Raw genomic sequence first — 25024 nt, 5'->3', positions numbered from 1 at the left:
CGCTCTTCGCGCCCCCAAAACCGCACGTGCTATTGAACATTTGACTTTTTGCCGATAGCGATGTGCGAAAATTGACTCGAGAGGGAAACGCGTGGCGCGACCAAGGCCTATTATTTTCGATTGCGACGGCGTTCTTGTCGACAGCGAGCCTCTGGCCGCCCGCGCCTATGAGCGCGTCTACGAAAAGCACGGCATGCCCGGCGTCAACACCAGCGTCATCGCCCAATGCATCGGCATGAAGCAGTCCGATATCATCGCCAGGATCAAAGATTTGACCGGCCACCAGTTTCCGGCGGCGGCGGACGGCGACATCTGGGCCGAGACCAAGGTGCTGTTCTCGCAGGAATTGAAGCCGACACCGGGAATCACTGCCTTTCTGGAGGCGCTTGCAGGCGACCGCTGTGTCGCCTCGTCCTCCTCCGTCGAGCGCATAAACCACAGCCTTGCGGTGACCGGGCTGGCGCGTTTCTTCGGCGATGCGATCTACAGTTCCTCGATGGTCAAGAACGGCAAACCCGCGCCGGACATCTTCCTCTTCGCGGCGGACAAGATCGGCGCCAATCCCGTTGACTGCATCGTCATCGAGGACTCGCCCTTCGGCATCCAGGGCGCGATCGCCGCCGGCATGACGGCGATCGGCTACACCGGTGGCGGCCATACCTATGCCGAGCACGCCGCGCGGCTGACGGCTGCCGGTGCCGATTTCGTCTGCGCCGACTGGCAAGAAGTTAGCCGGCAATTGGCTAGGTTTGGTGTGCCGGCCTAGTTTAGACGATACTTTGTGAATCCACGGCTGGCCCATTCGCCAGGCGGCACGAGTGAGCCCACACGGAAGTTGAAGGACAGGACCCTCGTCGCATCGGCGTCGACTTCGCATCGGAAATTTAGGTTGTACCAAGCGTTTCTGGTGCTGAAGGCGGCCTGCGGAGGATTGAGAACATTGCCTTTGTCCAGCGTAATGGTTGGCACCCATTTGACCGTATAGTCGGCACTTTGCAGTTCCCGGCTCAGAACGTTGCCGCAAAGGGTGGCCACCCGCTGACCGCGCGGCACATTCTCCATGGAGCTTGTAGCGAACGCATTGCCGGTTGCCCCTTGCGAGTAAAGCTTTCTGACGCCCGGAAGGCCGGAATAGATTGGTGATCCTGCAACGTCGTCGTTGGTGGGATTTGACCTTCCAGCATTCCCGATCGGCGCTTTGAAAGCTCTTGCGGGTTTGAACGTCATTGTCTTGGCAGGTTTGGACTTTGCCTTTCCAGTCGAAGCTGGAGGCGCCGGCTTGTCACCGGTCTCAGCCGTCAATGGCTTTGGCGTCACGACGGCTTGCTTTTCGTCAGGTTGCGGTGCGAGTTCTTGTTTGTCCGGCTGCTGTTTGTCGGTGTCCTCGGTCGCCTGCTTTTCCTCGCTTTGCGCGGGCTTTTCGTCCGGCGCAACGGTGGCCGGCTTCTCGTCAGGCTTGCTGGGGTCTGCCTTCTGCTGTGGCGTTGCAGCCGGGGCGGGCTCCGTCGGCACGGGTGTCGGCGCGACAGGCGGCTTTGCAGCCTCATCCTTGGCCGGCGACGGCGTGTTGGGTTTAGCGCTGCTTCCGTCGAGCGATTTCTCCGGCCCGGTATCTTTCTGGCCGTACTGGAAAACGCGCTTCAGAACCTGGTCGTCTGGCGGTTTCGGCGGCGGCGGCTTTTGTTCAGGCGGCTTTTCAGCCTTCTTTTCAGGTGTCGGTTCCGGCGGCTTTGGAGCAGGTTTCGGCTTGGGCTTCTCGGGCGGCGGCACGATCGCGACATTGACGGGCTGTTCCTGCTGAACCGGCTGCTGCTCGGGTCTCGGCAGGCCATAGATCAGAAACGCCGCGATGAGCGCATGCAGGATCAGCGATGCGGGCAAAGCCCACAGCAAATGCCGCCGCCGTTCTCCTGTTTCGCCCTTCATCCGCACCGATGTGGAATGAAATAGCGGCGGCTTCAAGCATAGGTAGTGGATTGGCTTGATTTAACCGCTGACAGGTTGGTGATCGGATGACGACGCGCAGACCTCAGGTCAGCCAGTTTGCCGCTGGCGCGGGATCCCGTCCAGAAACCGTTCGTCCAGCCGCGTCTCGCCAAGCCAGTTCAGCCGGTTGATGCTGATGAAGCCGGCATCGATCGCGTCGTTCTCGTCGCCCGGCTGGCTGTCGTGAGCCCGCCCGCGCGGCACGGTGATGACCGTGCGGTCGCCGTCGCTCTCCACGATCTCGGCCTTGCGGGCGATCTTGTCGCGACCGATGCGCGGCTGGCGGATTTCGGCCGGCAGCGAGGTCGGCAGGTTGATGCTCAGCCAATGACCCTCAGCGGCCCAGTCGGCGCGCGATTGCCACAGGGACACGATCAGCGCGCCAAGCCATTGGTCGTCGCCATCGGTGAAATCAGGATTTTTCACGCGTGAGAAGCCAATGGCCGGAACGCCCCAGAAAGTGGCCTCCCGCGCAATGCCGAGCGTGCCGGAATAGGCAAGGTCCTCGGCAACGTTGCGGCCATCGTTGACACCCGACAGCACCAGATCTGGCTTCTTCGTATCGGCGAACAACCAGGTCATGGCGCTTACCACGCAATCGGCCGGGGTGCCGGAACAGGCGTACCAGTTCGGTTTGAGGCGCCGCATGGTCAACGGCCTGGCAATCGTCAATGACGAGCCGGCGGCGGTGCGCTTGCCGTCGGGCGCGACCACCCAGACATCGCCGCTCAACGCGCTGGCGGCCGCGACCAGACGGGCAAGCCCCGGCGCTTCGATGCCGTCATCGTTGCAGATCAGAATTCTCATCGTTTTCTTGCCTCCGACACCACTATGCGCTGGCCGGTGCGGCATTGCGTGCGCAGCGAGGGGATGTGGGATTGCAGGTCGCCGAGAAGATCCGGCGTGCAGGAATGGCCGAGTGCCGCGGGACGGCCGGCCTTCTCCCAGATATCGACATTGCCCGACAGCGTCGGATGGGTCGGCATGCGTACCCAGTCCGCCCGACCGGCCTTGTGCAACACATCGCCCGGCGAACCTGACGGCAGATGCCCGGTAAGCAGCACCGGAAAACCGGAATGGTCGGCACGCGGCAAGAGGCGCGACGATGGGCCGGCTTCACCCATGCCGTCATCCGCCAGCAGCGGCATGGACGGCAGGGGATCGGCATCGGTCCAGTCGGCTGCGTCTTGCAGGCGGCGGCGCAGCAACGTTGAAACGCCCGGCAACAGGGCTGCCGTGGCGCCGATCTGCGCTTCCAGGGACGAGCGCATGCCGGCATGGATGGCGAACGGCCCTGGCAAGGCCGCGATCAGCTCCAGCGACCGACCCGAGAGCGGCGTCGGCAAAAGACACCCGCCCGAATGCCTCGCAACCCATTGCGAGATTTCGCGCGCACGCGCCGCCCCCGGCACCGGATCGGCGCCGTAGGAAGCATCGAGGACAAGCAGGTCGCAGTGCGGGATCGTGTCCATGACGAAGACATTGCTGTCCGGCACCACATCGGCGGAATAGGCGACGCGGCTCTCGCCATCGTCCACGGCAAACCAGACGCCGCCCACGACATGCCCGGAGCGTCCCGTCCGGATCGTGAAATTGCCGCTGTTCAACGTGTCGCCGGGTTCGAACAATTCGAGGCGATCTTCGGGAAAAGGGAACCGCCTGAAATCCTCGGGCTCAGCATAGCCGGCGAGCGTGGCAGGCGCCTCGTCGCGGGTCTCGGCGGTCATGAAGATCGGACCGGCATAACCGCGCGACAGCAGCCAGCTCAGCGCGCCGATATGATCCTCATGCGCATGCGAGACGAACAGCGCATCGATGTCGGCGACCGAGCCGTTCAGCGCCGGATAGTAGTCCGCCCCCGAGGCGCCGACCTTGATGCCGACGTCGAGCAGGATGCGATCCTTGCCGCTGCAGACAGCAAGGCTGGTGCGGCCCTTTTCGCCAAAGCCGCCGAGCAGGTCGAGCATCATCACGATGCCGCCCCCGCCGCCGGGATCAGCCAGCCGGAGCGTATCCGCAGGCGTGCCTGGGCTCCGCTCTCCAGCGCGACTGGATCGGGCTGTTCGAAATGCAAGGTGAGGTCGGGATTGGTCGAAGGCGTGAATTCGATGCGCGCCGAGCCACCCTGGTAGATCACCCGCTTGACCAGACCATCGAAGCCGGGACCGTCCGGCGACACGTCGAGATCGGCCGACCGGCAGCAGACCTTTGCCCCGGTTCGCGGCCGCTCGCCTGGCCGGCAGCGGACAACCAGTTCCGCGCCGAGAACGCGGACCTTGCAGTGCCCTCTTTCTTCCGCGCTCAACACATCCGCAGGCAGCAAAATGCCCTGCGAAATGAAGGAAGCCACCATTTCATTTGCCGGCTCATGATAGAGTTCGCGTGGCGTCGCCAGCTGGGCAAGACGCCCGCCATCCATCACCGCGATCCGATCGGCCAGCGCCATCGCCTCGGCCTGGTCATGGGTGATGTAGACGATCGTCGTGCCCGTGCGCTTGTGGAAGGACGCGAACTCGTCCTCCATCGAAGCCCTCAGATGCACGTCGAGATTGGCCAGCGGCTCGTCGAACAGAACCAACGAGGGCGCGGCGACAAGGCAGCGCGCCAATGCCACGCGCTGGCGTTGGCCGCCGGACAGATTGGCCGGCCGACGCTCGCCCAGCCCTTGCAGATTGACCAGGGCGAGTGCGTCTTCAACCTTCTGGCGCGCGACGGCCTTGTCGAGCTGCGCCACCTTCAGCGAATAGCCGATGTTTTCGGCGACCGTCATGTGCGGCCACAGCGCGTAGTTCTGGAAGACGATGCCGACGCGCCGCTTTTCCGGCGCGACGCTGCCGCCCTTGCCCGACACGACCTCGCTGCCGATACGGATCTCGCCTGACGTCACCTTCTCGAATCCGGCAACGAGCCGCAGCAGCGTGGTCTTGCCGCAGCCGGACGGCCCGAGCACTGCCAGGAACTCGCCGTCGCCGACATCGATCGATACGTCCTTGACGGCATCGAAATTGGCGAAGCTCTTGGTCACATTGTCCAGGCTCAATCGCGCCATGGCAGCACTCCGGTCGGAAGGTAGGGGGCAAGCAGATTGGTCACCAGCATCAACAGGAAAGTGACCGCCACAGTGATGACGGACATCGCCGCCGCATAGTTGGAATCGCCGCCCTGCTCGAAGGAAAACATCACGACACCGATCGTCTCCGACCCGGACGACCACAGCAGCGCCGAGACGGTAAGTTCGCTGAGCGCCGTCATGAAGATCAGTAGTCCGCCGGCGATCGCCGCCGGTGCCACCAGGGGAAAGATGATCGTGCGCATGCGCGTGAACAGCCCGGCGCCCGCTACTTGCGCCGCCTCCTCCAGCGCCCGGTCGATCTGGTGATAGCCGCTGATGGTCGGCCGCAGCGCCAGCACCAGGAAACGGGCGAGATAGGCGTAGAGGATGATCCAGACGGTGTTGTAGAGCTGGATGCCGGTGAGCGGGATCGGCCGCAGGAACATGAGCAGCGAGGCGATCGCCAGCACCACGCCGGGCAAAGCATAGGGCAGCTCGACCGACAGATTGAGCAGCCGCACCCAGCGCTGCTTGCCCCATGCGATCAGATAGCCGATCGGCACTGCGACCAGGACCGCGAAGAAGGCCGCCGCGATCGACAGCCAGAAGCTGTTGAAGAAGGCGCGGCTGGCCGCGTCATGCTCGAACAGCACGAAGCGATAATTGTCGAGCGTTGCCGTCTTGGCGGTGAGCGCGATGCCGTAGCCCGGCACCAGCGATGTCAGAACCAGCCCGAACAGCGGCAGGAACAGCACCACGATGATCAGCAGCCACATGCCGGCCTGGACCGTAGGCCGCCAGCGACCGAGTTCATAGGGTTCGGCCGAAAGCGACGTGGAGCTGATGCGATAGTCGCGGCGGCGGCTCATGATCTCCTGGGCAAGGATACCCGCCATGGCGATGATGCCGATCAGCACCGATAGGAATGCGGTTTCGCCGAGCACGGCGGGGCCGCCGCCGGCCAGCTTCTGATAGATCAGCGTCGGCAGCACGAGATAGTTGGCGGGAATGCCGAGAAAGGCCGGAATGCCGAAATTGCCGACGCATGAGACGAAGGCAAGGGCAGCGGCCGCCATGATCGACGGCGTCATCAAGGGCAGCACGATGGTGACCAGCACGGTGAACCAGCCGGCACCGCCCGCCCGCGCGGCTTCGACCAGCTCGCGCGGCAGCTTGCGCAGCCCGGCGCGCACCAACAGGAAAACCAGCGGGCCATACTGCACGCCGAGCAGCAGGATGATGCCCGATGTCGAATAGAGCGGGTTCCTGGTACCGAGCGGCGGTGCCGCCCCGAACAGCTTGAGGAACGGGCTTGCCGGGCCGAACAATTGCAGCCAGGCCAGCGCCGTCACCTGCGGCGCGATCATCAAGGGCATGACGTAACAGAGCACCATGGCGCTGCGAGCGCGGATATCGGTCAGAGTGACGAGGACGGCCACCAGCGTTCCAGACAGCACCGCAAGCAGGGTGCCGCCGATACCGACGACCAGTGTGTGCCAGGTGGCGATCCAGGTCGCCGGACTGGCGAGCCCCGCCTTTATCGCGACGGTCGACAGCGTGCCGCCGGGCGCCACGATCTCCTTGATCAGGCGCAGCATCGGCAGCAGGGAAAGCAGGACGATGACGATGGCTACCGCCGCCGTCAGGACCATTTCCTGGCCCCGGCTTTCCCTGATCCGTGTTGACATGATTGCGTTTCCTGGGGTCGATCAGCCGATGCGATCGGGGTTTTGCCCGTCAGGGATACCGCTGGGACGGCACCCCTGACTGGATTGCCGGCTCAGCCCCCGAACAATTCCGAGAACTTCGCCTTGTCGGCGTCGGTTTTGGCGACGATTGCCTTGGTGTCGAACGGCATCACCTTGACCTTGACGCCTTCCGGCAGCCATTCGGGGCGGCCGACCGAGGCGCGCGCCGGCAGATAGCCCATCGAAAGCGCAAGCTTCTGGCCGTCATCGGAAAGAATGAAGTCGACGAACTTCTTGGCGCCGTCGACATTCCTGGCGGTCTTCATGATGGCGACCGGTTCGGTCACTGCCGGCACACCTTCCGAGGGGAACACGAACTCGACCGGGGAACCCTTCTTCTTGGCGTTCATCGCCATGAAGTCGACCAGGATGCCATAGGGCTTTTCGCCCGATGCCACCGCCTTCAGCACCGCACCATTGCCGCGCACGCTGACGGTGTTGTTGGTCTTCAGCTTCTGGAAGAAATCCCAGCCATAATTGGCGTCGCCGACGAAGCCCGAAAGCAGGTAGGCGGCGGCACCCGAATAGAGCGGGCTCGGCATGACCAGGCCATCGGCATAGGCGGGCTTGGCAAGATCGGCCCAATGCTGCGGCTTCTCGGCCGCGGCGGTGTTGTAAACGATGCCGGTGGTGATCAGCTTGCTGCCGAAATAGGTCTTGTCGGCGTCATAGGCATCCGCCTCGATGCCATCGAGCTTTGCCTCGGGATAGGGCAGTAGCCGGTCGTCCTTCTTCAACAGCTCCATCGAGACCGCATCGGCGATCAGAAGCACGTCGGGCTGCGGGCTGCCGGCGGCAAACTCGGCCGCCATCTTGGTGAGGATGTCGCTCGTTCCGGAGCGATAGATATTCACATCGATACCCGGCTGCGCCTTCTTGAAGGCATCCACGGTCTTGGCCGCGTCGGCTTCCGGCTGGGACGTGTAGAGCGTCAGTATTTCGGCGTTTGCCACGCCGGCAAACAAAGTTGCCGCGAGCGCCAGCTGGCTGGCCAGCAGCTTGATGAAGTGCGTCTTCAATGAGACCTCCTGTCTTTCTGTGCATGACCGGTCCGGCTCTGGCCGGCTCCCCGTCTCTTCCTCCCTGCACGGCGCATATGACTGGTGGATGACACAGCGCGTGAAACCCACAAAATATGTTCATATGTACGATGTCAATTACAAATGAACAGAAATGTGCGACAATCGACACGCCGCAGATCCGGCATCAGTTGACATCCGGCCGGTATTTCCTTGATGAGCACCGGTCAGGCCACGGCTCATGAGGGACAGGAACCGATGACCACAGAAAAACCCAGACAGGCTCGCCTGCCGATGGTCTCGTCGGACCTTACCGTCAAGACGGCATGGCTCTACTATGTCGAAGGTTTCACCCAGGAACAGATTGCCGAAAAGCTCGATGTCTCCAGGGTGAAGGTCATGCGTACGCTGGCCTCCTGCACCGCCGAGGGCATTGTCGTCACCATGATCAACGCGCCGACCGCCGGGCAGGTGGCGCTCGAGCGGGGACTGGAAAAGCGCTGGGGTCTGAATGCCGCCGTCGTCATCCCGACGCCTTCGGCGCATGACCATCTGGAGAAAGCCATCGGCCATGCCGTCGCGGCCTATCTCGGCGAGCAGATGCAGGACGGCATGACGCTCGCCATCGGTGGCGGCGCGACCCTGCATGCCAGCCTCGGCTTCCTTGCCCGCCGGCAGTTGAAGCGTGCCTGTGTGGTGGCGCTCGTCGGCAGCCTGCCGCACTCGCAATGGATCAATCCGTCCATCGTTGCCGCCAAGGTAGCCGATGTCTTCGAGGTCGACAGCTACCAGATCACCGCGCCGGTCACGGTCGACAATTCCTCGCTGCGCGATCTCCTCTGGGCGCAGCCGACCCTGCAGGATGTACGCCAACGCGCGGCCGCCGCCGACATCGCGCTGCTCACCGTCGGCGACATGTCGCCGGACGCCACCATCTTCCGGCATGGCATCGTTCCGTCATCGCTGATCGCTCCGTTGAAAGCGAAGGGCGCGGTCGCCAACATGCTGTGCTATTTCGTCGATGCCAATGGCCGTTTGGTGGACCACGAGGTAAACGGGCGTGTCATGGCCATCGATCTCGATGTGGTCGGCAAGGTGCCGAATGTGGTTCTCGCCGCGGGCGGCAAGCGCAAGGTCGCGGCGATCCTCGCCGCACTGAAAGCCGTCGACACCAATGTGCTGATCACTGACAGCGATACCGCCACGGCGCTGCTTGCCAAGGGCGGTTAGATCAGCCCGCGCTCGCGCAAAAAATCCTCGACGCCGACATGGGTCATGGATTCGAATTCGGCGATCGCCTCGGCCACCCGCTTGCGCTGCGCCGCCAACAGTGTGAACACCTGCTTCATCTCGCCGGAAACACCAAAACGGCTCCACCGCTCGGCGATATGCGTGGGCAGACCGATGTCGGCGCAGAACGCGTCCAGACTGTCATAGCCGAGGCTGGCGACGAGCTGCCTGGTCTCCTCCGCCGACATGCGAGGCTCGAAGGCGTGGTCGTGCAGGCGCTGCGCCACCAGCTTGATGTCGGATGGCGACGCACCCATGACCTTGCCGAACAGGGTTTTGACGTCAGATGGGTCGAATGCAGGCATATTTGGCCTCCCTGGATCGCAATCCAGATAGAACATGGGTCAAGGGTCAGCGCCTGACAAGTCGTTTCTGTCGCAAGCCGGCGCATCAGTCGGCGCCGGCTTCTGCTTGGTGGATCAGACCAGCAGGCCCATCGGATTTTCAAGGAGGTTCTTGAAGGCGACCAGCAGTTCGGCACCCAGCGCACCGTCCACGGCGCGGTGGTCGGTCGACAGCGTCACCGACATCACGGTGGCTATTCTGATCTCGCCGTTCTTGACCACTGCCCGCTCCTCGCCGGCGCCGACTGCCAGGATGGTCGCGTGCGGCGGGTTGATGACCGCGGCAAAATCCTTGATGCCGAACATGCCGAGATTGGACACCGCCGTGGTGCCACCCTGATACTCTTCCGGCTTCAGCTTGCGGCTGCGGGCGCGACTGGCGAGGTCCTTCATCTCGTTGGAGATGGTGGACAGCGTCTTTTCGTCGGCTTTGCGGATGATCGGTGTGATCAGCCCGCCGGGGATCGACACGGCAACGCCGACATCGGCGTGCTTGTGCTTGACCATGGCGCTTTCGGTCCACGAGGCATTGGCATCGGGCACCGCCTTCAGCGCCATCGCCATCGCCTTGATCACCATATCGTTGACCGACAGCTTGTAGGCCGGAGCATCACCCTTGTCGGTCTTCTTCACCGGGGCTGCCGCATTGATCTGCGTGCGCAGCGCCAGCAGCGCATCGAGCTCGCAGTCGAGCGTCAGGTAGAAATGCGGAATGGTGGTCTTGGCCTCGACCAGGCGGCGCGCAATGGTCTTGCGCATACTGTCATGCGGGACAAGGTCGTAGGAGCCCTGTTCGAACAGTTTCAGGACCTGATCGTCCGACATCGCCTTTACCGGCGCGGCAGGAGCAGCAGCCGGCACGCCAGCCGGAGCCTTGGCGGCAGGCGCCGTCTGGGCGCCGCCACCGGCAATGGCCGCGTCGACATCGGCCCTCACCACCCGGCCATACGGGCCGGTGCCAGATACGGTCGAGAGGTTCAGGCCGGCCTCACGGGCCAGGCGCCGGGCAAGCGGTGTTGCACGGCCGGCCGATGGCGATTGGCCGATCTCCGCCCTTGTGGGGGAGATGCCAAGTGGCGGCAAAGAGGGTAGGGCAGAGGGGTGCGTGACAGAATGAGACGTTGGCGCGACAGCGCCCCCCTCTGTCGACTTCGTCGACATCTCCCCCGCGGGGGGGGAGATTGGCGCCTTGTCCTGCTTGGCCGCAGCAGCATCAGCCCCATAGGCCTCACCGTCGGCATAGATCCACGCCACGGCAGCGCCGACCGCAATATCGACACCCTCTTTGCCGGTGACATCGCGCAGGACGCCGCTGGCCGGCGCATCGATTTCCATCGCCGCCTTGTCGGTCTCGATCTCGAACAGCACATCGCCCTTCTTGACGTGCGCGCCCTCCTCGGCAAACCAGCGCGAGATCTGTCCGGTCGCCATGTCCATGTCGACCTTGGGAAGAATGACTTCGGTCGGCATGGTCTAGCGGACCCCTTTCACGAGGTCGCGCGCGGCGGTGATGATGTCCGGAATTTGCGGCACCGTCGCCTTCTCGAGTTCCGGATTGTAGGGGATCGGCGTTTCGGCGCCGCCCAGCCGCACGATCGGCGCGTCGAGATAGTCGAACGCTTCGCTCTCGGCGATCATGGCGCTGACCTCGGCGCCGATGCCCAGCGTCTTGACCGCTTCGTAGACGCATAGCAGCCGCGACGTCTTCTTGACGCTGTCGATGACGGTCTGCTTGTCCATCGGCCGGATGGTCCGGAGATCGACGACTTCGACGTCGATGCCTTCGCTCTCCAGCACGGCTGCCGCGTCGAGCGCCTTCTGCACCATGATCGAGGTGGCGACGATGGTGAGATCCCGGCCTTCGCGGCGGATATCGGCCTTGCCGATCGGCACGGTGTAATAGCCTTCGGGCACCGGTCCCTTCATCTTGTAGAGCAGCTTGTGCTCGAAGATCATGACCGGATCGGGATCGGCGACCGCCGCCAAAAGCATGCCCTTGGCATCATAGGGGGTCGCCGGCTGGATGACTTTCAGACCCGGCACATGGCCGAGCCAGGCTTCGAGGCTCTGGCTGTGCTGAGCCGCCGCACCGGTGCCGGAACCGGCGGGAAAGCGCATCACCACGGGAACAGAAACCTCGCCGCCCAGCATGAAGCGCATCTTGGCCGCCTGGTTGACAATCTGCTCCATGGCAAGCGTGGCGAAATCGGAAAACTGGAACTCGAAGATCGGCCGCATGCCGGTGAGCGCAGCCCCAACCGCAACGCCCGCGCCGCCCAGTTCCGAAATCGGCGTGTCGATGACGCGGTCAGCGCCGTAACGTTCGACCAGGTCGCCGGTGACCTGGAAGGCGCCGCCATAGACGCCGATATCCTCGCCCATCAGGAAAACGCGCTCGTCCATGTCCATGGCGATCGCCATGGCCTCCTGGATCGCCTGGGCGTAGCTCAGTTCACGCACCATCGCGTCCATCACGCCTGCTCCGTATACACGTAATTTCCCGTCTCGCTGATATCGGGCGATGGGCTCGCCTTGGCGAACTCGATGCCCTCGGCGATCTCTTGCGCCACGGCATCGCGAATGGCCTCGATGCCCTTGTCGTCGATGAAGCCGAATTCCCTGAGCTCGCTTTCGAACAGGGTGATCGGATCGCGGTTCGACATCCAGTCCTCGATCTCTTCCTTGGTGCGATAGCGGTTGCGGTCGCTCTTGGAATGGCCGCGATGGCGATAGGTCTTGGACTCGATCAGCGTCGGCCCCTCGCCGGCGCGGGCTCGGGCAACAGCCTGATGAGACGCCTCGGCGACCTCGGAGAAGATGTTGCCGTTGACGATGACGCCGGGCATCGAATAGGCGGCGGCGCGCTCGGCGATGTTCTTGACCGCGGTCGAGCGGGCTGTCGATGTCGACATGCCGTAGCCATTGTTCTCGCAGACGAAAATGACAGGCAGCTTCCAGACCGCCGCCATGTTTAGCGCCTCGTGGAAAGCGCCTTCATTGTTGGCGCCATCGCCGAAGAACGAGACCACGACCTTGCCGGTCTTCATCATCTTGGAGGACAATGCCGCCCCCACGGCGATCGGGATACCACCACCGACGATGCCATTGGCGCCGAGATTGCCCTTGCCGACATCGGCGATGTGCATCGAGCCGCCACGGCCCTTGCAGTAGCCTGTGGTCTTGCCGAAGAACTCGGCGAACATGCGCTTGACCTCGGCGCCCTTGGCAATGCAGTGGCCGTGACCGCGATGCGTCGAGGTGATCTGGTCATCCTCGGCAAGCGGCATGCAGATGCCCATGGCGCTGGCTTCCTGGCCGATCGACAAATGCATGGTGCCATGGATGAGGCCGCGCGTGTAGCACTCCTCCGCGCCCTCTTCGAAGCGGCGGATCAGGTACATCTTGTGGAGCACCTGCTTGAGCTGCTCGGCGCTGTACTGGCGGTAGACGAAGGGCAGATTGGCGCGACTGTCAGTGACGGCTTTGCTGGCTGTGGCCATGATCACGCTCCCACGGTCCCATAGACGAGCTTGTCCTGGCGAGCGCGCAGTTCGGCGATCTTGGAGCCCGCCGCGGGCGCTGCATTCGCGTAGGTTATGAGTTCGCCCTTCTTGATCGGCGCGGTGACCGAGCCGCCCTGCAGCAGGCCGCAGGGAATGGCCTTGGCGGCGCGCGCTTCAGGCGTCGTCATGATCCAGGCGCGGTAGCAATATTCGCCGATCGCATCGAGCTTCTCGCCGGGCTTCATGTCCTTCTTGGCCACGGCGGCCACTTCGGCCACCGGCTTGGCCAGCGGCACCATGTCGGCCTTGCCGTAGAGCACGACGCGCGCGCAGGTCAGCGGCACCTCGAGCGAGGTCAGGTGATAGGGACGATGGAAAGTGAAATACGGGCCTTTGCCCATCTTCAGATCTTCCATGCGCTCGGAGATGCGCGGATGCGACATGTCGGCAACGACGAAGACGCCGGGCGCGACACCCTTGCCGATCGAATAGTCGACGACGCCGACCTTCGACAGAACGCCGCCATCCTTCTGCGGCACCAGCACCTTGGACAGTTCGCCAAGCGTCGCCGCCGGGCCATGCATGCCAGCCTTGTCTGGAACCAGGCCGGTGGCATTGGCGATTGCCGCCATCTCGACCATGGTCTTGGAGCCGTCGACGAATTCGACCAGCATGCGGACATTCATGTGCCGGCGCTTGGCTTCCTCCTCATAGTCCGGGGGAATAGCGTCGATGTTGAGCGGATTGTTCTTGCCCTTGCCGGCGGCAACGATCGGGTGACCCATGGCCGAGACGAACTCGATCAGCTCCATGCAGGAGGACGGCTCATCGCCGGCGCCCAGTGAATAGGTGACGCCGAGCCGGTCGGCCTCGCTTTTCAGATAGGCGCCGATGGTGACGTCGGCCTCGACATTCATCATCACCAGATGCTTGCCATGCTCCATGGCGCGCAGCCCGATCTCGGCGCCAACGGCGGGAACCCCGGTGGCATCGATGACGACGTCGATCAGATCATTGTTGATGACAAGGTCGGCGTCGTTGGTGACCGCGACCTTGCCGGCTTCCATCGCCGACGTCATAGCCGAAGCATTCGACACTTCGCGCGCATGCCCGGTTTCCTGGAAAGCGATATCGACGGCCTTGCTGGCAGCCGGCAGGTTCAGTTCGGAAATGGCGCCGATCTCGATGCCCGACATATGGGCGACACGAGTGACGATGTCGGTTCCCATCTCGCCCGAGCCGATCAGGCCGATGCGGATAGGCTTGCCCGACTTTGCGCGTTCCTCGAGATCGCGGGCAAGACCCGTCAACGAAACATTGGAAGCCATACCGCTCGTTCCTCCCATAATGCAGGCTTGTTCGATTGCCTGACGGGTATTGAACATCTGTATTTCTGTCAAGACTAATGTCCATATTCCCGTGCTTTTTCGGACACTTTCACCGTAGTCCGGCGGGACGAGAAAGAGGCTGGGAAACCCGATGCCGCGCAGTCGCCGTCAGTGCGCGGATGGGCATCGGTTGGGATCGTTCAGCTCAGCCAACGGCGCAGCCTGTTGCGCTGCCGTGCAATAGGCCGGCACATGCGACTGGCGGCATCTTGGCCCTCGCGGGAAGTCCTGCTCAGTGCCCCGCGAAGCCTGCCGGAGGCGGGCAACCCGCCGCGTCGATCGCAAAATCATGGAAATGCACGACCACGCCATCCGCATCGATTAAGATCACGGCATAGCCGGGTGCTTTTCTGCCAGCGCCCAGCGGCACCAGCAGGCAAACGGAACGCTTGGATTACCCTCTACTGTGCCGTCCAGCCGCCATCCATCGGCAAGGTTGTGCCGGTGACCTGCCTGGCCGCGTCCGAACACAGGAACAGCGTCAGCGCGGCGAGCTCGTCGACGGTGACGAATTCCTTGGTCGGCTGGGCGGCGAGCAGCACATCGTGCTTGACCTGTTCCTCGGTCATGCCGCGCGCCTTCATCGTGTCGGGAATCTGCCTTTCGACCAGCGGCGTCCAGACATAGCCCGGCGCGATCGCATTGACGGTGACGCCGTCGAGCGCTGCTTCGAGCGCTACCGTCTTGGTGAGGCCCGCAATGCCGTGCTTGGCCGACACATAGGCCGACTTGAACGGCGAGGCGACCAGCGCATGCGCCGAGGCGGTGTTGATGATACGGCCCCATTTGCGCGTCTTCATGCCCGGCAGTGCCGCCTTGATGGCGTAGAACGCGGCGAGCAAATTGATGCGGATGATGGCTTCCCACTTGTCATCGGGAAACTCCTCGATCGGCGCGACATGCTGGATGCCGGCATTGTTGACCAGGATATCGAGACTGCCGAAGGCAGCCTCGGCCTCATGCACCATGGCGCTGACCGCCGCGCCATCCATCATGTTGGCACCGGAGTAGCGGCACTTGACGCCGAAATCCTTCTCGATGCCGGCGCGCTCGTGCTCGATGGCAGCCGCATCGCCAAGGCCGTTGATGGTGACATTGGCGCCTTCCACGGCAAAGGCGCGGGCGATGGCCAAGCCGATGCCGCTGGTCGAGCCGGTGACGAGGGCGTTCTTCGAAGACAGGAAACCCATGATGATCTCGCAAGAGGTGGGAGGGAACGAACGGGGCCGCCTTTGTGCGCCGCACCATGACAGTGCCATAGCCATATGTCGGTGCGATTACAGGGTTGAGACGGCCGTCGACAGGCCCCTTGGGCGGCTGTCAGGCGGCTGACACGGCACTGTCATGGTGCCGTGCAACATAATCCGGAGCGCATTCGCGCAGTCATTCCTGAACCAAAATGGGGCTACAGCCTTGCAGATCGCCGATGTCGTGAAGCGCGCCTATGCGATGCCGCTGACCAACCCCTCCTTTCCGCCCGGGCCGTACCGTTTCTTCAACCGCGAATACGTCATCATCACCTACCGCACGACGCGCGAGGCGCTAGAGGCTGTCGTGCCGGAGCCGCTGGAGATCGACGAGCCGCTGGTCAAATACGAATTCATCCGCATGCCTGACTCGACCGGTTTCGGCGACTACACCGAGACCGGCCAGGTCATCCCGGTGCGCTACAAGGGCCAGCACGGCGCCTACGTCCATTCGATGTATCTCGACGACGACGCGCCGATCGCCGGCGGCCGCGAACTGTGGGGCTTTCCCAAGAAGCTTGCCAATCCCAAGATCGTGCATGAAGGCGAGGTCATCGTCGGCACGCTGCACTATGGCAGCGTTCTGTGCGCCACCGGCACGATGGGCTACAAGCACAAGAAAGCCGATCACGGCTCTGTCCTCGCTTCGCTGGCCGCGCCCAATTTCCTGATCAAGATCGTCCCGCATGTCGACGGCACGCCGCGCATCTGCGAACTGGTCCGCTACCACCTCACCGACATCACGCTGAAGGAAGCCTGGACAGCGCCCGCCGCACTCGATTTGCGGCCGCACGTCATGGCCGACGTGGCGCGGCTGCCGGTGCTCGACATCGTATCCGCCGTCCACTTCACCGCCGACCTGACGCTTGGGCTGGGCGAAGTGGTTCACGATTATCTCGCCGACCGCACCTGAGCTGCACAAGCCTTTCAGAGCCCAAACAGAAGTCGGAGACCAAAGCCGTGCTCGAACGCAATCGCAACAAGGAGGCCACCGCCACCATCGCGGAGATCTCGGCGCAGTATGACCGCGTCGCGCTGGTGTTTCAGGGAGGCGGCGCGCTCGGCGCCTACCAGGCTGGGGTGTACCAGGCATTGGCAGAGGCCGGCTGCGAGCCGAGCTGGCTTTCCGGCGTGTCGATCGGCGCCATCAATGCGGCGATCATCGCCGGCAATGAATCGAGCCGCCGGCTGCAGCGCCTCGAGCAATTCTGGCAGACGATTTCGGGTCGCAAGATCTGGGCCTATACGCCGGAAGGCGACATCTACCGTGATATCCGCAATCGCACCAGTTCGTGGATGACCATGGTCATGGGGCAGCCGGGCTTCTTCAAGCCGCGCAATCCTAACCCCTGGATGGAGCAGCCCGGCGCCGAGGGCGCCACCAGCTTCTACGACACGGCCGAGCTGAAGGAGACGCTGCAAAGCCTGATCGACTTCGACATCCTCAACGACGGCAAGAAGCGGTTGAGCGTCGGCGCGGTCAACGTCCGGACCGGCAACTTCGTCTATTTCGACACCGACAAGGTCCGCATCGAACCGGAGCACATCATGGCCAGCGGCGCGCTGCCGCCGGCGTTCCCGTCGATCCGCATCGAAGGCGAATATTACTGGGACGGCGGCATCGTCTCCAACACGCCGCTGCAATATCTGCTCGACCAGGAAGAGGACCGTTCCTCGCTGGTTTTCCAGGTCGACCTGTTCAGCGCGCGAGGCGTCCTGCCGCGCAGCATGCCGGACGTGCTGTCGCGCCACAAGGACATCATGTATTCAAGCCGCACACGGCAAAACACCGACAATTTCAAACGCATCCACGGTCTCAAGATGCGCCTGCTCGATGCACTGAAACGGGTGCCGAAGGAGTTGCGGACGCCGGCCGAGGAAGCGCTGATCGAGGACTATTCGGACGCCGGCACCGTCAACATCGTGCACCTGATCTATCAGCACAAGGGCTATGAGGGTCACGCCAAGGACTATGAGTTCTCAGGCACCTCGATGCGCGAGCATTGGGAGACAGGGTTGGAGGACACGCAGCGCACCTTGCGCCATCGTGAGTGGCTGACGATGCCGACCAATGTCGACGGTGTGGCCATCCATGACCTGCATCGCGAAGACCCGACGTAGCCAGGCCGGTTATGCCCAACGGTTCAGCGTTGTTGGCCAGGATTCGTTTGAACGGCCATCGCCAACGCTCGAGATTGGCCGACGCCTCCAAACTTCGTCATCCTTGGGCGAAGCAGGAGCGAAGCTCCGTCGCGGAGACCCTGGGATCCATGCCGTGACCTTTGCCACGGAGTGCAGCGGAGCAGAATTCTGCACCGCGGCAACGCTCAGGAGTCGCGGCATGGATCCTATGGTCTGCGCCGCGTCGCTTCGCTCCCTGCTCCGCCACAGGATGACGAAGCGAAAGGCGTTTCGGCAATTTCCTAGGCATGTTCCACGTCAACAGAAACGAATACGTCTTCACCCCTTGAACGCAGTGCTCACTTAAAGAAAAAAGGCAGCGCCGGTCACCCGGCGCTGCCTTTTGTTCGGAAGCTTACGCTCGGCTCAGAACACCTGGCGGAAGATGATGAACAGCACGAAGGCCAGCGTGATCGAGCACGGCAGCGTCAGCACCCAGGCAAGCAGCAGATTGCGCACCGTCGCCCATTGCAGCCCCGAACCGTTCGCCGCCATCGTTCCGGCAACGCCCGACGACAGCACATGAGTCGTCGACACCGGCAGTCCCAGCCGATCGGCCATGCCGATGGTCACCATCGCCACGAGTTCGGCCGCCGCACCCTGGCCGTAGGTCAGATGGCTCTTGCCGATCTTCTCGCCGACCGTGACGACGATGCGTTTCCAGCCGACCATGGTGCCGAGGCCGAGCGCCAGCGCGACGGCGACCTTCACCCAGATCGGGATGAACTTCGTCGCGTTGTCGACGGCCTTGTGATAGTCGGTGACCGCTTTCAGATCGGCCGCCTCCATCGGCAGCAGCTGCTTCTTGTCGATCAGCTTGAGCGCTTCGCCGATCAAATAGATGTCGTTGCGGGCGTTGCTGACCAGATCGGTCGGCACCGTCTCGACCGAGGCATAGGGCTGCAGGCCAGCCGTCGTGTTGTGGATGTAGGTCTGCAGCGCAACCGTCGTCTGGTCGCTCCATGTCCTGGTGCGCACGGCATCCTGGACGGCGGCCTTGGCATCGGCGACGGTGACGCCGGGCTTGGCATATTTGCCCAGCGCCGTTTCGACGCTGACCGAAGCAGACTTGTAGGCTTCGAGATAGTTGATGTCGGGGGTGCGGTTCAGCGCATACGCCGTCGGCACGACGCCGATCAGGATCAGCATGATCAGGCCCATGCCCTTCTGTCCGTCATTGGAGCCGTGCGCAAAGCTGACGCCGGTGCAGGTGAAGATGAGCAGGCCACGGATCCACCATGGCGGCGGCGTGTTGCCCTTCGGCGCCTCGTAGAGCGCCGGATTGCGCACCAGCAGCTTCATTACATAGAGCAGGATCGCCGCGGCGAAGAAGCCGATGATCGGCGACACCAGCAGGGTGACGCCGACATTGGTCGCCTGCGACCAGTCGACGCCGCTGGTGGCGCTGCCGGCGGGCGCCATGAACTGGTTGGCAAGGCCGACGCCGATGATCGAACCGACCATCGTGTGCGAGCTCGACGCCGGCAGTCCGAGGAACCAGGTGCCGAGATTCCACAGGATCGCCGCCACAAGCAGCGCGAACACCATGGCGAAGCCCGAGGACGAGCCGACCTGCAGGATCAGCTCGACCGGCAGCAGCGACAGGATGCCGAAGGCGACCGCGCCGCTGGAGGTGAGAACCCCGAGGAAATTGAAGGCGCCCGACCACATGACGGCGAATTCGGCCGGCATCGAGCGCGTGTAGATGACCGTCGCCACCGCATTGGCGGTGTCATGGAAGCCGTTGACGAACTCGAAGCCGAGCGCGATCAGCAAGGCGATGCCAAGCAGGATCCACGGCACGGTCTTGGCCACCGCAAGATCCTGGCTGAGCGCGTAGCCGACATAGGCGATGCCGACGAGCACCAGCACGCCGAAGGCCGGCAGGAACCACTTCGCGCTGCCCGATTGATCCAGCGGATGATCCGGTCTCGGAATGCCCGCCTCGCTAGAAACTATGTCCACCATGTCCCACTCCAGATGCATTGCAGCAAAGAACTGGGAAGACGCTATGTCCGCACGATGAACCCTGTGTGACGCCGGCGAACGCCGCGTTCACGAACAGGCCTGCCGAAAAGCGGGTGGGCGGCGCCTATTTGGCAATCTCGAGCAGCGACGATACCAACAACTGGCGCTCGTCTTTCGACAGGACATCCGAATCGAAGAGGTTCATGCTGCGCAATCCCTCGATGGCGAGATAGCAGATCAACAGCGATTTGAGATCCGGCGTCTCGCCCTTCAGCCGCTCGAAAAGCTGCCGCTTGAAGGTCTTTATCGGCATCATGAAATCGGGATCCTCGGCGATGGCCGAGAAGATCCAGGACGCCGACGGCTGCTTTTCCTCGCAATCATTGGCCGACAGCCTGATGTAGACGGCCAGGGGATTTTCGTCCTTGTCATTTGTGCTGGCGGCTTCCAGCGCGTGCTCGAACTCGCGCAGATAGCCTTCGACCAAACCTTGCATCAATTTGGCCTTGGTCGGGAAATTGTAGAGGAGCCCTCCCTTCGACACGCCGGCACGGCTGGCGACGGCATCCAGCGACAGGCTGCCTGGTCCGGATTCCCGGGCAACATCAGCCGCCGCGGCGAGAATCTTCTCGCGCGAATTCGGTCTTTGGGCTCTCATGGTGCCTCCCATCGCAAGCTTAGGCCCAATTGACAAGACCGTCCAGACGGTACAGGAAGACCGCCATTATTTGAAATCGGGACCCGCAGTCGGTATGTGTCCCGATATCCGCGCTTCGCGCCGGATTTCGACTGAGGGGACTTCCTTGTTCAAGCGCATACTCCGTATCTTTATCATTGTTCTGGTTCTGGCCCTGCTCGTCGTCGTGGTCGGCGGCATCGTCGGCTTCAACTTCCTGCGCGACAACGGCATCAAGCAGTACTTCGCATCGATGAAGCCGCCGGCGGCAACCGTTTCGACGACCATCGCCAAGCCTTCGGCCTGGACGCCAGGCGTCGAGGCGATCGGCACGGTCAAGGCGGTGCGCGGTGTCGACCTGACGGTCGAGACTACCGGTATCGTCAAGGACATCCTTTTCCATGCCAACCAGAAGGTGGCGGACAATGCGGTTCTGCTGCAACTCGATGACGCCGTCGAGCGCGCCGACCTCGATGCACAGAAGGCGCAGGCCGCGCTAGACCAGACCTCACTTGCCCGCGCCATCGAACTGACCAGGCGTGGCGTTGGCTCCGACTCGACGCTGGACACGGCGCGTGCGGCGGCCTCGGCCTCGGCATCCCAAGTCACCAAGCTGCAGGCCGTGCTCGACCAGAAGCAGCTGACGGCGCCTTTCGGCGGCACGGTGGGTATCCCGAAGATCGATGTCGGCCAGTATCTGGCGCCCGGCACCGCCGTGGTGACATTGCAGGACCTCGACACGATGCGGGTCGATTTCACGGTTCCCGAACAGCAACTCGCCTTGCTCAAGATCGGCCAGACGATTCGATTGGGCTTTGGCGGCGAGGACAGGCCATTCGCAGGCGCCATTCGTGGCATAGACCCGAAGATCGACTCGTCCAGCCGGCTGGTGAACATCCGGGCGGAAGTCGCCAATCCCGATGGCAAGCTGACCCCCGGCCAGTTCGTGCAGGTGCGTGTCGAGCTGCCCGAAGAGCAGAACGTGCTGACCCTGCCGCAGACGGCGCTGACGACAAGTCTCTATGGCGACTACATCTTCGTGGTGCAGCCAGCCAAGCCCGCCGAGACAGCGCCAGCTGCCAAGCCGGAGGAAAAACCCGCTGCGCCGGCAGCCGACAAATCGGCTGACGCCAAGCCTGCGGACACCAAGCCGGCCGATGCCATGAAGCCGGCGGCTGATGCAGCCAAGCCTGCCGCCGATGCGGCAAAGCCAACTGACAAGGCTGCCGATGGGGCCAAGCCGGCGGCGGAAGGTGACAAGCCCGCGCTCGTGCTGTCGCAGGTGTTCGTCAAGCCCGGCCGCCGCAATCAAGGCATGGTCGAGATCGTCGAGGGGCTGAAGGCCGGCGACGAGGTCGTCACCGCCGGTCAGAACCGCCTCTTCAACGGCATGTCCGTCGTTGTGGACAACACCATCGACCCGACCAAATCGGCGAACAAGCAGGCCGACCAGCAATGAGCTTTTCAGATCTCTTCATTCGCCGGCCTGTTCTTTCGACGGTCCTTGCTTGCATGATCCTGCTCCTGGGTTTCCAGGGCATCTTCAATCTGTCGATCCGGCAGTATCCGAAGGTCGATGAAACGGCCATCACGATCACCACGGCCTATCCAGGCGCCAGCGCCGATCTGATCCAGGGCTTCATTTCCGCCCCGATCGCCCGCGCCGTCGCCTCGACCGAAAACATCGACTACGTCACCTCGTCCAGCCGCCCGTCCTCCAGCACCGTGACGGTGCAGATGAAGCTCGGCTCGAACCCCGACGTCGCGCTGACCGAAGTTCTGTCCAAGGTCCAGGGCGTGCGCGGCACTTTGCCGGACGCGTCGAAGGACCCTGTCATCGTCAAGGGCACCGGCCAGCAGTTCGCGATGATGTACATCTCGATGCAGAATCCGAACATGACGAAGGAGCAGCTGACGGAGTATATCGAGCGCGTCATCAGACCGCGCATGTCGACGGTCGAAGGCGTCGCCGACGTGCAGATCTTCGGCGCCCAGGAATACTCGATGCGCGTCTGGATCGATCCGGTCAAACTTGCAGCGCGCGGCGTGACCGCCTCCGAACTGCTGACGGCGATCAACAATTCCAACTTCCTGTCGGCGCCCGGCAACACCCAGAACGAGTATGTCGTTTCCTCGATCACCGTGCGCTCGACATTGCAGACGCCGGAGGCATTCGCCGAGCTGCCGCTGCGCTCGACCGACGGCAATGTGGTGCGGTTGCGCGACGTGGCTCGCGTCGAACTCGCCGCCGAGAACACCGATACCAGGGTCTCGTTCAACGGCAAGCCAGGCACCTTCCTCGCCATCTTCCCGACGCCGGCGGCCAATCCGCTGACCACGGCGGCTGCGCTCACCAAGCTGGTGCCGCAGATTCAGGAGACACTGCCGAAAGGCATGACGATCGAGGTCGTCTACGACGCGACCGGGCAGATCAGCGCCTCGATTGAAGAGGTGTTCAAGACCATCGGCGAGGCGGTTGCCATCGTCGTCGTCGTCATCCTTCTGTTCCTTGGCTCCTTCCGGTCGGTGATGATGCCGATCATCACCATCCCGTTGTCGCTGATCGGCGTCTGCTTCCTTTTGTTCGCGGTTGGCTACTCGATCAACCTTCTGTCGCTGCTGGCCATGGTGCTGGCGATCGGCCTGGTCGTCGACGACGCCATCGTGGTGGTGGAGAACATCCATCGTCACATGGAAGAAGATCACATGTCGCCGATGCAGGCTGCGTTCAGCGGTATGCGCGAAATCGCATCAGCCATCGTTGCCATGACCATGACGCTGGCCGCCGTGTTCGCACCGCTGGCATTTACCGGCGGCCTGACCGGCGCGCTGTTCCGTGAATTCGCGGTCACGCTCGCCGGCTCGGTGGTGCTGTCGGGTGTCATCGCCATCACCATCACCCCGATGATGTCGGCACGCCTCTTGAAGTCCGGCACGCCGGGCCGTTTCCAGCGCATTGTCGACGGCACCTTCGCGCGCGTCGAGCATGTCTATGAACGCGCCGTCACCGGATCGCTGAACTATCGCCCGTTGACGTTGATCATCGTGCTTGCGCTTGTCGGCGTCACCGGCTTCATGTTCACCAAGACCTCGAGCGAACTTGCGCCGGAAGAGGACCAGGGCTTTCTGCTCTCGATTGTGACGGCGCCGCGTTATGCGACGTCCGATTATACCGAGACATACGTCAACCAGATCCTCGGCCTGGTGAAGGATATTCCCGAAACACGGGCGCAGTTCTCGGCCGTCGCCTTCGGCGGCACGACAAACAGCGCCTTCGTCGGCTATGCCTTCAAGGACTGGGCGGAACGCAAGCGCAATTCGAAGGAACTGCAGGCTGACATTACGGCCCGTATCGCCAAAGTGGCCGGTGTCGAGGCCTTCGTCTTCGCACCGCCGACGCTGCCGGGCTCCGGCGGCGGCCTGCCCATTTCCATGGTGGTGCGATCGACCGGCGCTTCCTCGGAAGTGTACGAGGTGGCCGAGCAGATCAAGAACAAGGCGCAGGCCTCCGGCCGCTTCATCGTCGTGCAGAATTCGATGGCCTATGACGCACCGGAGGTGACGGTGACCATCGACCGCGACCGCGCCGCCGCGCTGAACCTGCCGATCGCCGATATCGGCCGCACGCTGACCTTGCTGGTCGGCGGCGCCGAAGTGGCGCAGTTCGACCGCGATTCCAACAGCTACGACATCATCCCGCAGGTGCCGCAGGAGTTCCGCGACGACCCCGACAAGCTCGGCGAATACTTCGTGCGCAGCGTGACCGGCGAGATGGTGCCGCTATCGGCGGTGGTCAAGATTTCGACCAATGCGGCGCCGGCGGCAATCGAGCAGTTCAACCAGCTGAATTCGTCGACGATTTCGGCGCTTCCGCTGCCCGGCGTCACCACCGGCGACGGGCTGAAGGCGCTGGAGGACATCGCCAAGGAGAGCCTGCCCGACACGTTCTTCATCGATTATTCCGGTCAATCGCGACAGGAAAAGGAACAGGGCAACACCATCCTGATCGCTTTCGCGGCCGCAGTTGTCGTCATCTATCTGGTGCTGGCGGCGCAGTTTGAAAGCTTCCGTGACCCGCTGATCATCATGATGGCGGTGCCGTTGTCGATCTTCGGCGCGATCGTGCCGCTCAATCTGGGCCTCGGCACGCTCAACATCTACACGCAGGTCGGCCTGATCACACTGATCGGTCTGATAACCAAGCACGGCATCCTGCTGGTCGAGTTCGCCAACCAGCAGCGTGAAAAGCATGGCATGCGGCGGCGCGATGCCATCATCGCCTCGGCCAAGGTGCGCCTGCGGCCGATCCTGATGACGACGGCGGCGATGGCGCTCGGCGTTGTGCCGCTGATCACGTCCAGCGGCGCTGGTGCCGCGGCCCGCTATTCGATGGGCCTGGTCATCTTCACCGGCATCCTGGTCGGCACCATATTCACGCTCTTCGTCGTGCCCATGTTCTACACCTTTATCGCCAGCAAGGACCTGCCTCATCTGGCGGAGAAGCCGGACCCCAAGCTGATGCCGGCACTGCCGAGCTAGGACGGTCTAGGGAGTCCCGCCCAGAAATGCGCGGGGCAAATCGATGGAAACAAAAGAAAAGAGGCCGGGAAATTCCCGGCCTC

20 protein-coding genes are annotated in these 25024 nt (G+C 63.1%); 6 read left to right on the top strand and 14 right to left on the bottom strand.

What is annotated here, in order from left to right; all coding sequences use genetic code 11:
* Positions 1-91: 91 nt before the first annotated feature.
* Positions 92-766 (top strand): HAD family phosphatase, encoded by a 675-nt coding sequence (locus EOC83_RS19505; RefSeq protein ID WP_024503715.1) that lies wholly within the window; start codon positions 92-94, stop codon positions 764-766.
* Here EOC83_RS19505 and EOC83_RS19500 read toward each other — a convergent pair.
* The 6 genes from EOC83_RS19500 to EOC83_RS19475 form a co-directional block, all read right to left on the bottom strand.
* Positions 763-1926 (bottom strand): DUF930 domain-containing protein, encoded by a 1164-nt coding sequence (locus tag EOC83_RS19500; protein WP_063169125.1) that lies wholly within the window; start codon positions 1924-1926, stop codon positions 763-765. The genes EOC83_RS19505 and EOC83_RS19500 overlap by 4 nt on opposite strands.
* Before the next feature lie 108 nt (positions 1927-2034).
* Positions 2035-2793, bottom strand: coding sequence for a 5'/3'-nucleotidase SurE (locus tag EOC83_RS19495; RefSeq protein WP_027162942.1), 759 nt, complete (start codon positions 2791-2793; stop codon positions 2035-2037).
* On the bottom strand, positions 2790-3956 hold the full coding sequence (locus EOC83_RS19490) for an MBL fold metallo-hydrolase (RefSeq protein WP_063169126.1): 1167 nt from the start codon (positions 3954-3956) through the stop codon (positions 2790-2792). The genes EOC83_RS19495 and EOC83_RS19490 overlap by 4 nt, the downstream gene beginning before the upstream one ends.
* Positions 3956-5035, bottom strand: coding sequence for an ABC transporter ATP-binding protein (locus EOC83_RS19485; RefSeq protein ID WP_063169127.1), 1080 nt, complete (start codon positions 5033-5035; stop codon positions 3956-3958). Before EOC83_RS19485 ends, EOC83_RS19490 begins: the two co-directional genes overlap by 1 nt.
* Positions 5023-6726 (bottom strand): iron ABC transporter permease, encoded by a 1704-nt coding sequence (locus tag EOC83_RS19480; protein WP_063169128.1) that lies wholly within the window; start codon positions 6724-6726, stop codon positions 5023-5025. The genes EOC83_RS19485 and EOC83_RS19480 overlap by 13 nt, the downstream gene beginning before the upstream one ends.
* Before the next feature lie 92 nt (positions 6727-6818).
* Complete coding sequence (locus EOC83_RS19475) at positions 6819-7805, bottom strand: ABC transporter substrate-binding protein (protein ID WP_063169129.1); 987 nt, start codon at positions 7803-7805, stop codon at positions 6819-6821.
* 258 nt (positions 7806-8063) lie between these two features.
* Between EOC83_RS19475 and EOC83_RS19470 the strand changes: the two genes are divergently transcribed.
* A complete protein-coding gene (locus tag EOC83_RS19470) occupies positions 8064-9035 on the top strand; it encodes a sugar-binding domain-containing protein (protein WP_027162947.1) in 972 nt (323 codons plus the stop codon).
* Here EOC83_RS19470 and EOC83_RS19465 read toward each other — a convergent pair.
* From EOC83_RS19465 to EOC83_RS19440, 6 genes are all read right to left on the bottom strand, one after another.
* The gene (locus EOC83_RS19465; protein WP_013529317.1) at positions 9032-9400 is read right to left on the bottom strand and encodes a hypothetical protein; all 369 of its coding nucleotides are present in this window, start codon (positions 9398-9400) and stop codon (positions 9032-9034) included. The genes EOC83_RS19470 and EOC83_RS19465 overlap by 4 nt on opposite strands.
* Positions 9401-9514: 114 nt before the next feature.
* Positions 9515-10909, bottom strand: a complete 1395-nt coding sequence (locus EOC83_RS19460; RefSeq protein ID WP_063169130.1) for a pyruvate dehydrogenase complex dihydrolipoamide acetyltransferase — start codon at positions 10907-10909, stop codon at positions 9515-9517.
* A gap of 3 nt (positions 10910-10912) precedes the next feature.
* On the bottom strand, positions 10913-11911 hold the full coding sequence (locus EOC83_RS19455) for an alpha-ketoacid dehydrogenase subunit beta (RefSeq protein ID WP_027163140.1): 999 nt from the start codon (positions 11909-11911) through the stop codon (positions 10913-10915).
* Positions 11911-12939 (bottom strand): thiamine pyrophosphate-dependent dehydrogenase E1 component subunit alpha, encoded by a 1029-nt coding sequence (locus EOC83_RS19450; RefSeq protein ID WP_063169131.1) that lies wholly within the window; start codon positions 12937-12939, stop codon positions 11911-11913. The genes EOC83_RS19455 and EOC83_RS19450 overlap by 1 nt, the downstream gene beginning before the upstream one ends.
* Before the next feature lie 2 nt (positions 12940-12941).
* Positions 12942-14270, bottom strand: a complete 1329-nt coding sequence (locus EOC83_RS19445; protein WP_024503031.1) for an NAD(P)H-dependent oxidoreductase — start codon at positions 14268-14270, stop codon at positions 12942-12944.
* A 461-nt stretch (positions 14271-14731) separates the two neighbouring features.
* Positions 14732-15520, bottom strand: a complete 789-nt coding sequence (locus tag EOC83_RS19440) for a 3-hydroxybutyrate dehydrogenase (protein ID WP_063169132.1) — start codon at positions 15518-15520, stop codon at positions 14732-14734.
* 223 nt (positions 15521-15743) lie between these two features.
* Here EOC83_RS19440 and EOC83_RS19435 point away from each other — a divergent pair, with 223 nt between their 5' ends.
* Entirely contained in the window at positions 15744-16490 is a 747-nt protein-coding gene (locus tag EOC83_RS19435; RefSeq protein WP_063169133.1) for an acetoacetate decarboxylase, read from the top strand.
* Between the two features lie 47 nt (positions 16491-16537).
* Positions 16538-17698 (top strand): patatin-like phospholipase family protein, encoded by a 1161-nt coding sequence (locus EOC83_RS19430; protein ID WP_024503027.1) that lies wholly within the window; start codon positions 16538-16540, stop codon positions 17696-17698.
* Between the two features lie 426 nt (positions 17699-18124).
* Here the strand turns inward: EOC83_RS19430 and EOC83_RS19425 are convergent, their stop codons facing one another.
* A complete protein-coding gene (locus tag EOC83_RS19425) occupies positions 18125-19726 on the bottom strand; it encodes an inorganic phosphate transporter (protein WP_063170349.1) in 1602 nt (533 codons plus the stop codon).
* A 124-nt stretch (positions 19727-19850) separates the two neighbouring features.
* Positions 19851-20384, bottom strand: a complete 534-nt coding sequence (locus tag EOC83_RS19420; protein ID WP_024503025.1) for a TetR/AcrR family transcriptional regulator — start codon at positions 20382-20384, stop codon at positions 19851-19853.
* 145 nt (positions 20385-20529) lie between these two features.
* Here EOC83_RS19420 and EOC83_RS19415 point away from each other — a divergent pair, with 145 nt between their 5' ends.
* Together EOC83_RS19415 and EOC83_RS19410 are read left to right on the top strand one after the other, a co-directional pair.
* Positions 20530-21861, top strand: coding sequence for an efflux RND transporter periplasmic adaptor subunit (locus EOC83_RS19415; RefSeq protein WP_013529307.1), 1332 nt, complete (start codon positions 20530-20532; stop codon positions 21859-21861).
* Positions 21858-24941, top strand: a complete 3084-nt coding sequence (locus EOC83_RS19410) for an efflux RND transporter permease subunit (RefSeq protein ID WP_063169134.1) — start codon at positions 21858-21860, stop codon at positions 24939-24941. Before EOC83_RS19415 ends, EOC83_RS19410 begins: the two co-directional genes overlap by 4 nt.
* The last annotated feature ends 83 nt before the right edge of the window (positions 24942-25024 follow it).

Origin of the sequence: Mesorhizobium sp. Primo-A, assembly GCF_003997175.1 — a bacterium.
GTDB classification, from domain to species: Bacteria; Pseudomonadota; Alphaproteobacteria; order Rhizobiales; family Rhizobiaceae; genus Mesorhizobium; species Mesorhizobium ciceri.
The sequence above is the reverse complement of the archived record's forward strand: the minus strand, read 5'-3'. Positions and strand labels throughout refer to the sequence as shown.

Bases quoted from the DNA above. Each gene is read 5' to 3' on its own strand.
- EOC83_RS19500 (WP_063169125.1), bottom strand. From the start codon at position 1,926: ATGAAGGGCGAAACAGGAGAACGGCGGCGGCATTTGCTGTGGGCTTTG.
- EOC83_RS19495 (WP_027162942.1), bottom strand. From the start codon at position 2,793: ATGAGAATTCTGATCTGCAACGATGACGGCATCGAAGCGCCGGGGCTT.
- EOC83_RS19490 (WP_063169126.1), bottom strand. From the start codon at position 3,956: ATGATGCTCGACCTGCTCGGCGGCTTTGGCGAAAAGGGCCGCACCAGC.
- EOC83_RS19485 (WP_063169127.1), bottom strand. From the start codon at position 5,035: ATGGCGCGATTGAGCCTGGACAATGTGACCAAGAGCTTCGCCAATTTC.
- EOC83_RS19480 (WP_063169128.1), bottom strand. From the start codon at position 6,726: ATGTCAACACGGATCAGGGAAAGCCGGGGCCAGGAAATGGTCCTGACG.
- EOC83_RS19470 (WP_027162947.1), top strand. From the start codon at position 8,064: ATGACCACAGAAAAACCCAGACAGGCTCGCCTGCCGATGGTCTCGTCG.
- EOC83_RS19465 (WP_013529317.1), bottom strand. From the start codon at position 9,400: ATGCCTGCATTCGACCCATCTGACGTCAAAACCCTGTTCGGCAAGGTC.
- EOC83_RS19460 (WP_063169130.1), bottom strand. From the start codon at position 10,909: ATGCCGACCGAAGTCATTCTTCCCAAGGTCGACATGGACATGGCGACC.
- EOC83_RS19455 (WP_027163140.1), bottom strand. From the start codon at position 11,911: ATGGACGCGATGGTGCGTGAACTGAGCTACGCCCAGGCGATCCAGGAG.
- EOC83_RS19450 (WP_063169131.1), bottom strand. From the start codon at position 12,939: ATGGCCACAGCCAGCAAAGCCGTCACTGACAGTCGCGCCAATCTGCCC.
- EOC83_RS19445 (WP_024503031.1), bottom strand. From the start codon at position 14,270: ATGGCTTCCAATGTTTCGTTGACGGGTCTTGCCCGCGATCTCGAGGAA.
- EOC83_RS19440 (WP_063169132.1), bottom strand. From the start codon at position 15,520: ATGGGTTTCCTGTCTTCGAAGAACGCCCTCGTCACCGGCTCGACCAGC.
- EOC83_RS19425 (WP_063170349.1), bottom strand. From the start codon at position 19,726: ATGGTGGACATAGTTTCTAGCGAGGCGGGCATTCCGAGACCGGATCAT.
- EOC83_RS19420 (WP_024503025.1), bottom strand. From the start codon at position 20,384: ATGAGAGCCCAAAGACCGAATTCGCGCGAGAAGATTCTCGCCGCGGCG.
- EOC83_RS19410 (WP_063169134.1), top strand. From the start codon at position 21,858: ATGAGCTTTTCAGATCTCTTCATTCGCCGGCCTGTTCTTTCGACGGTC.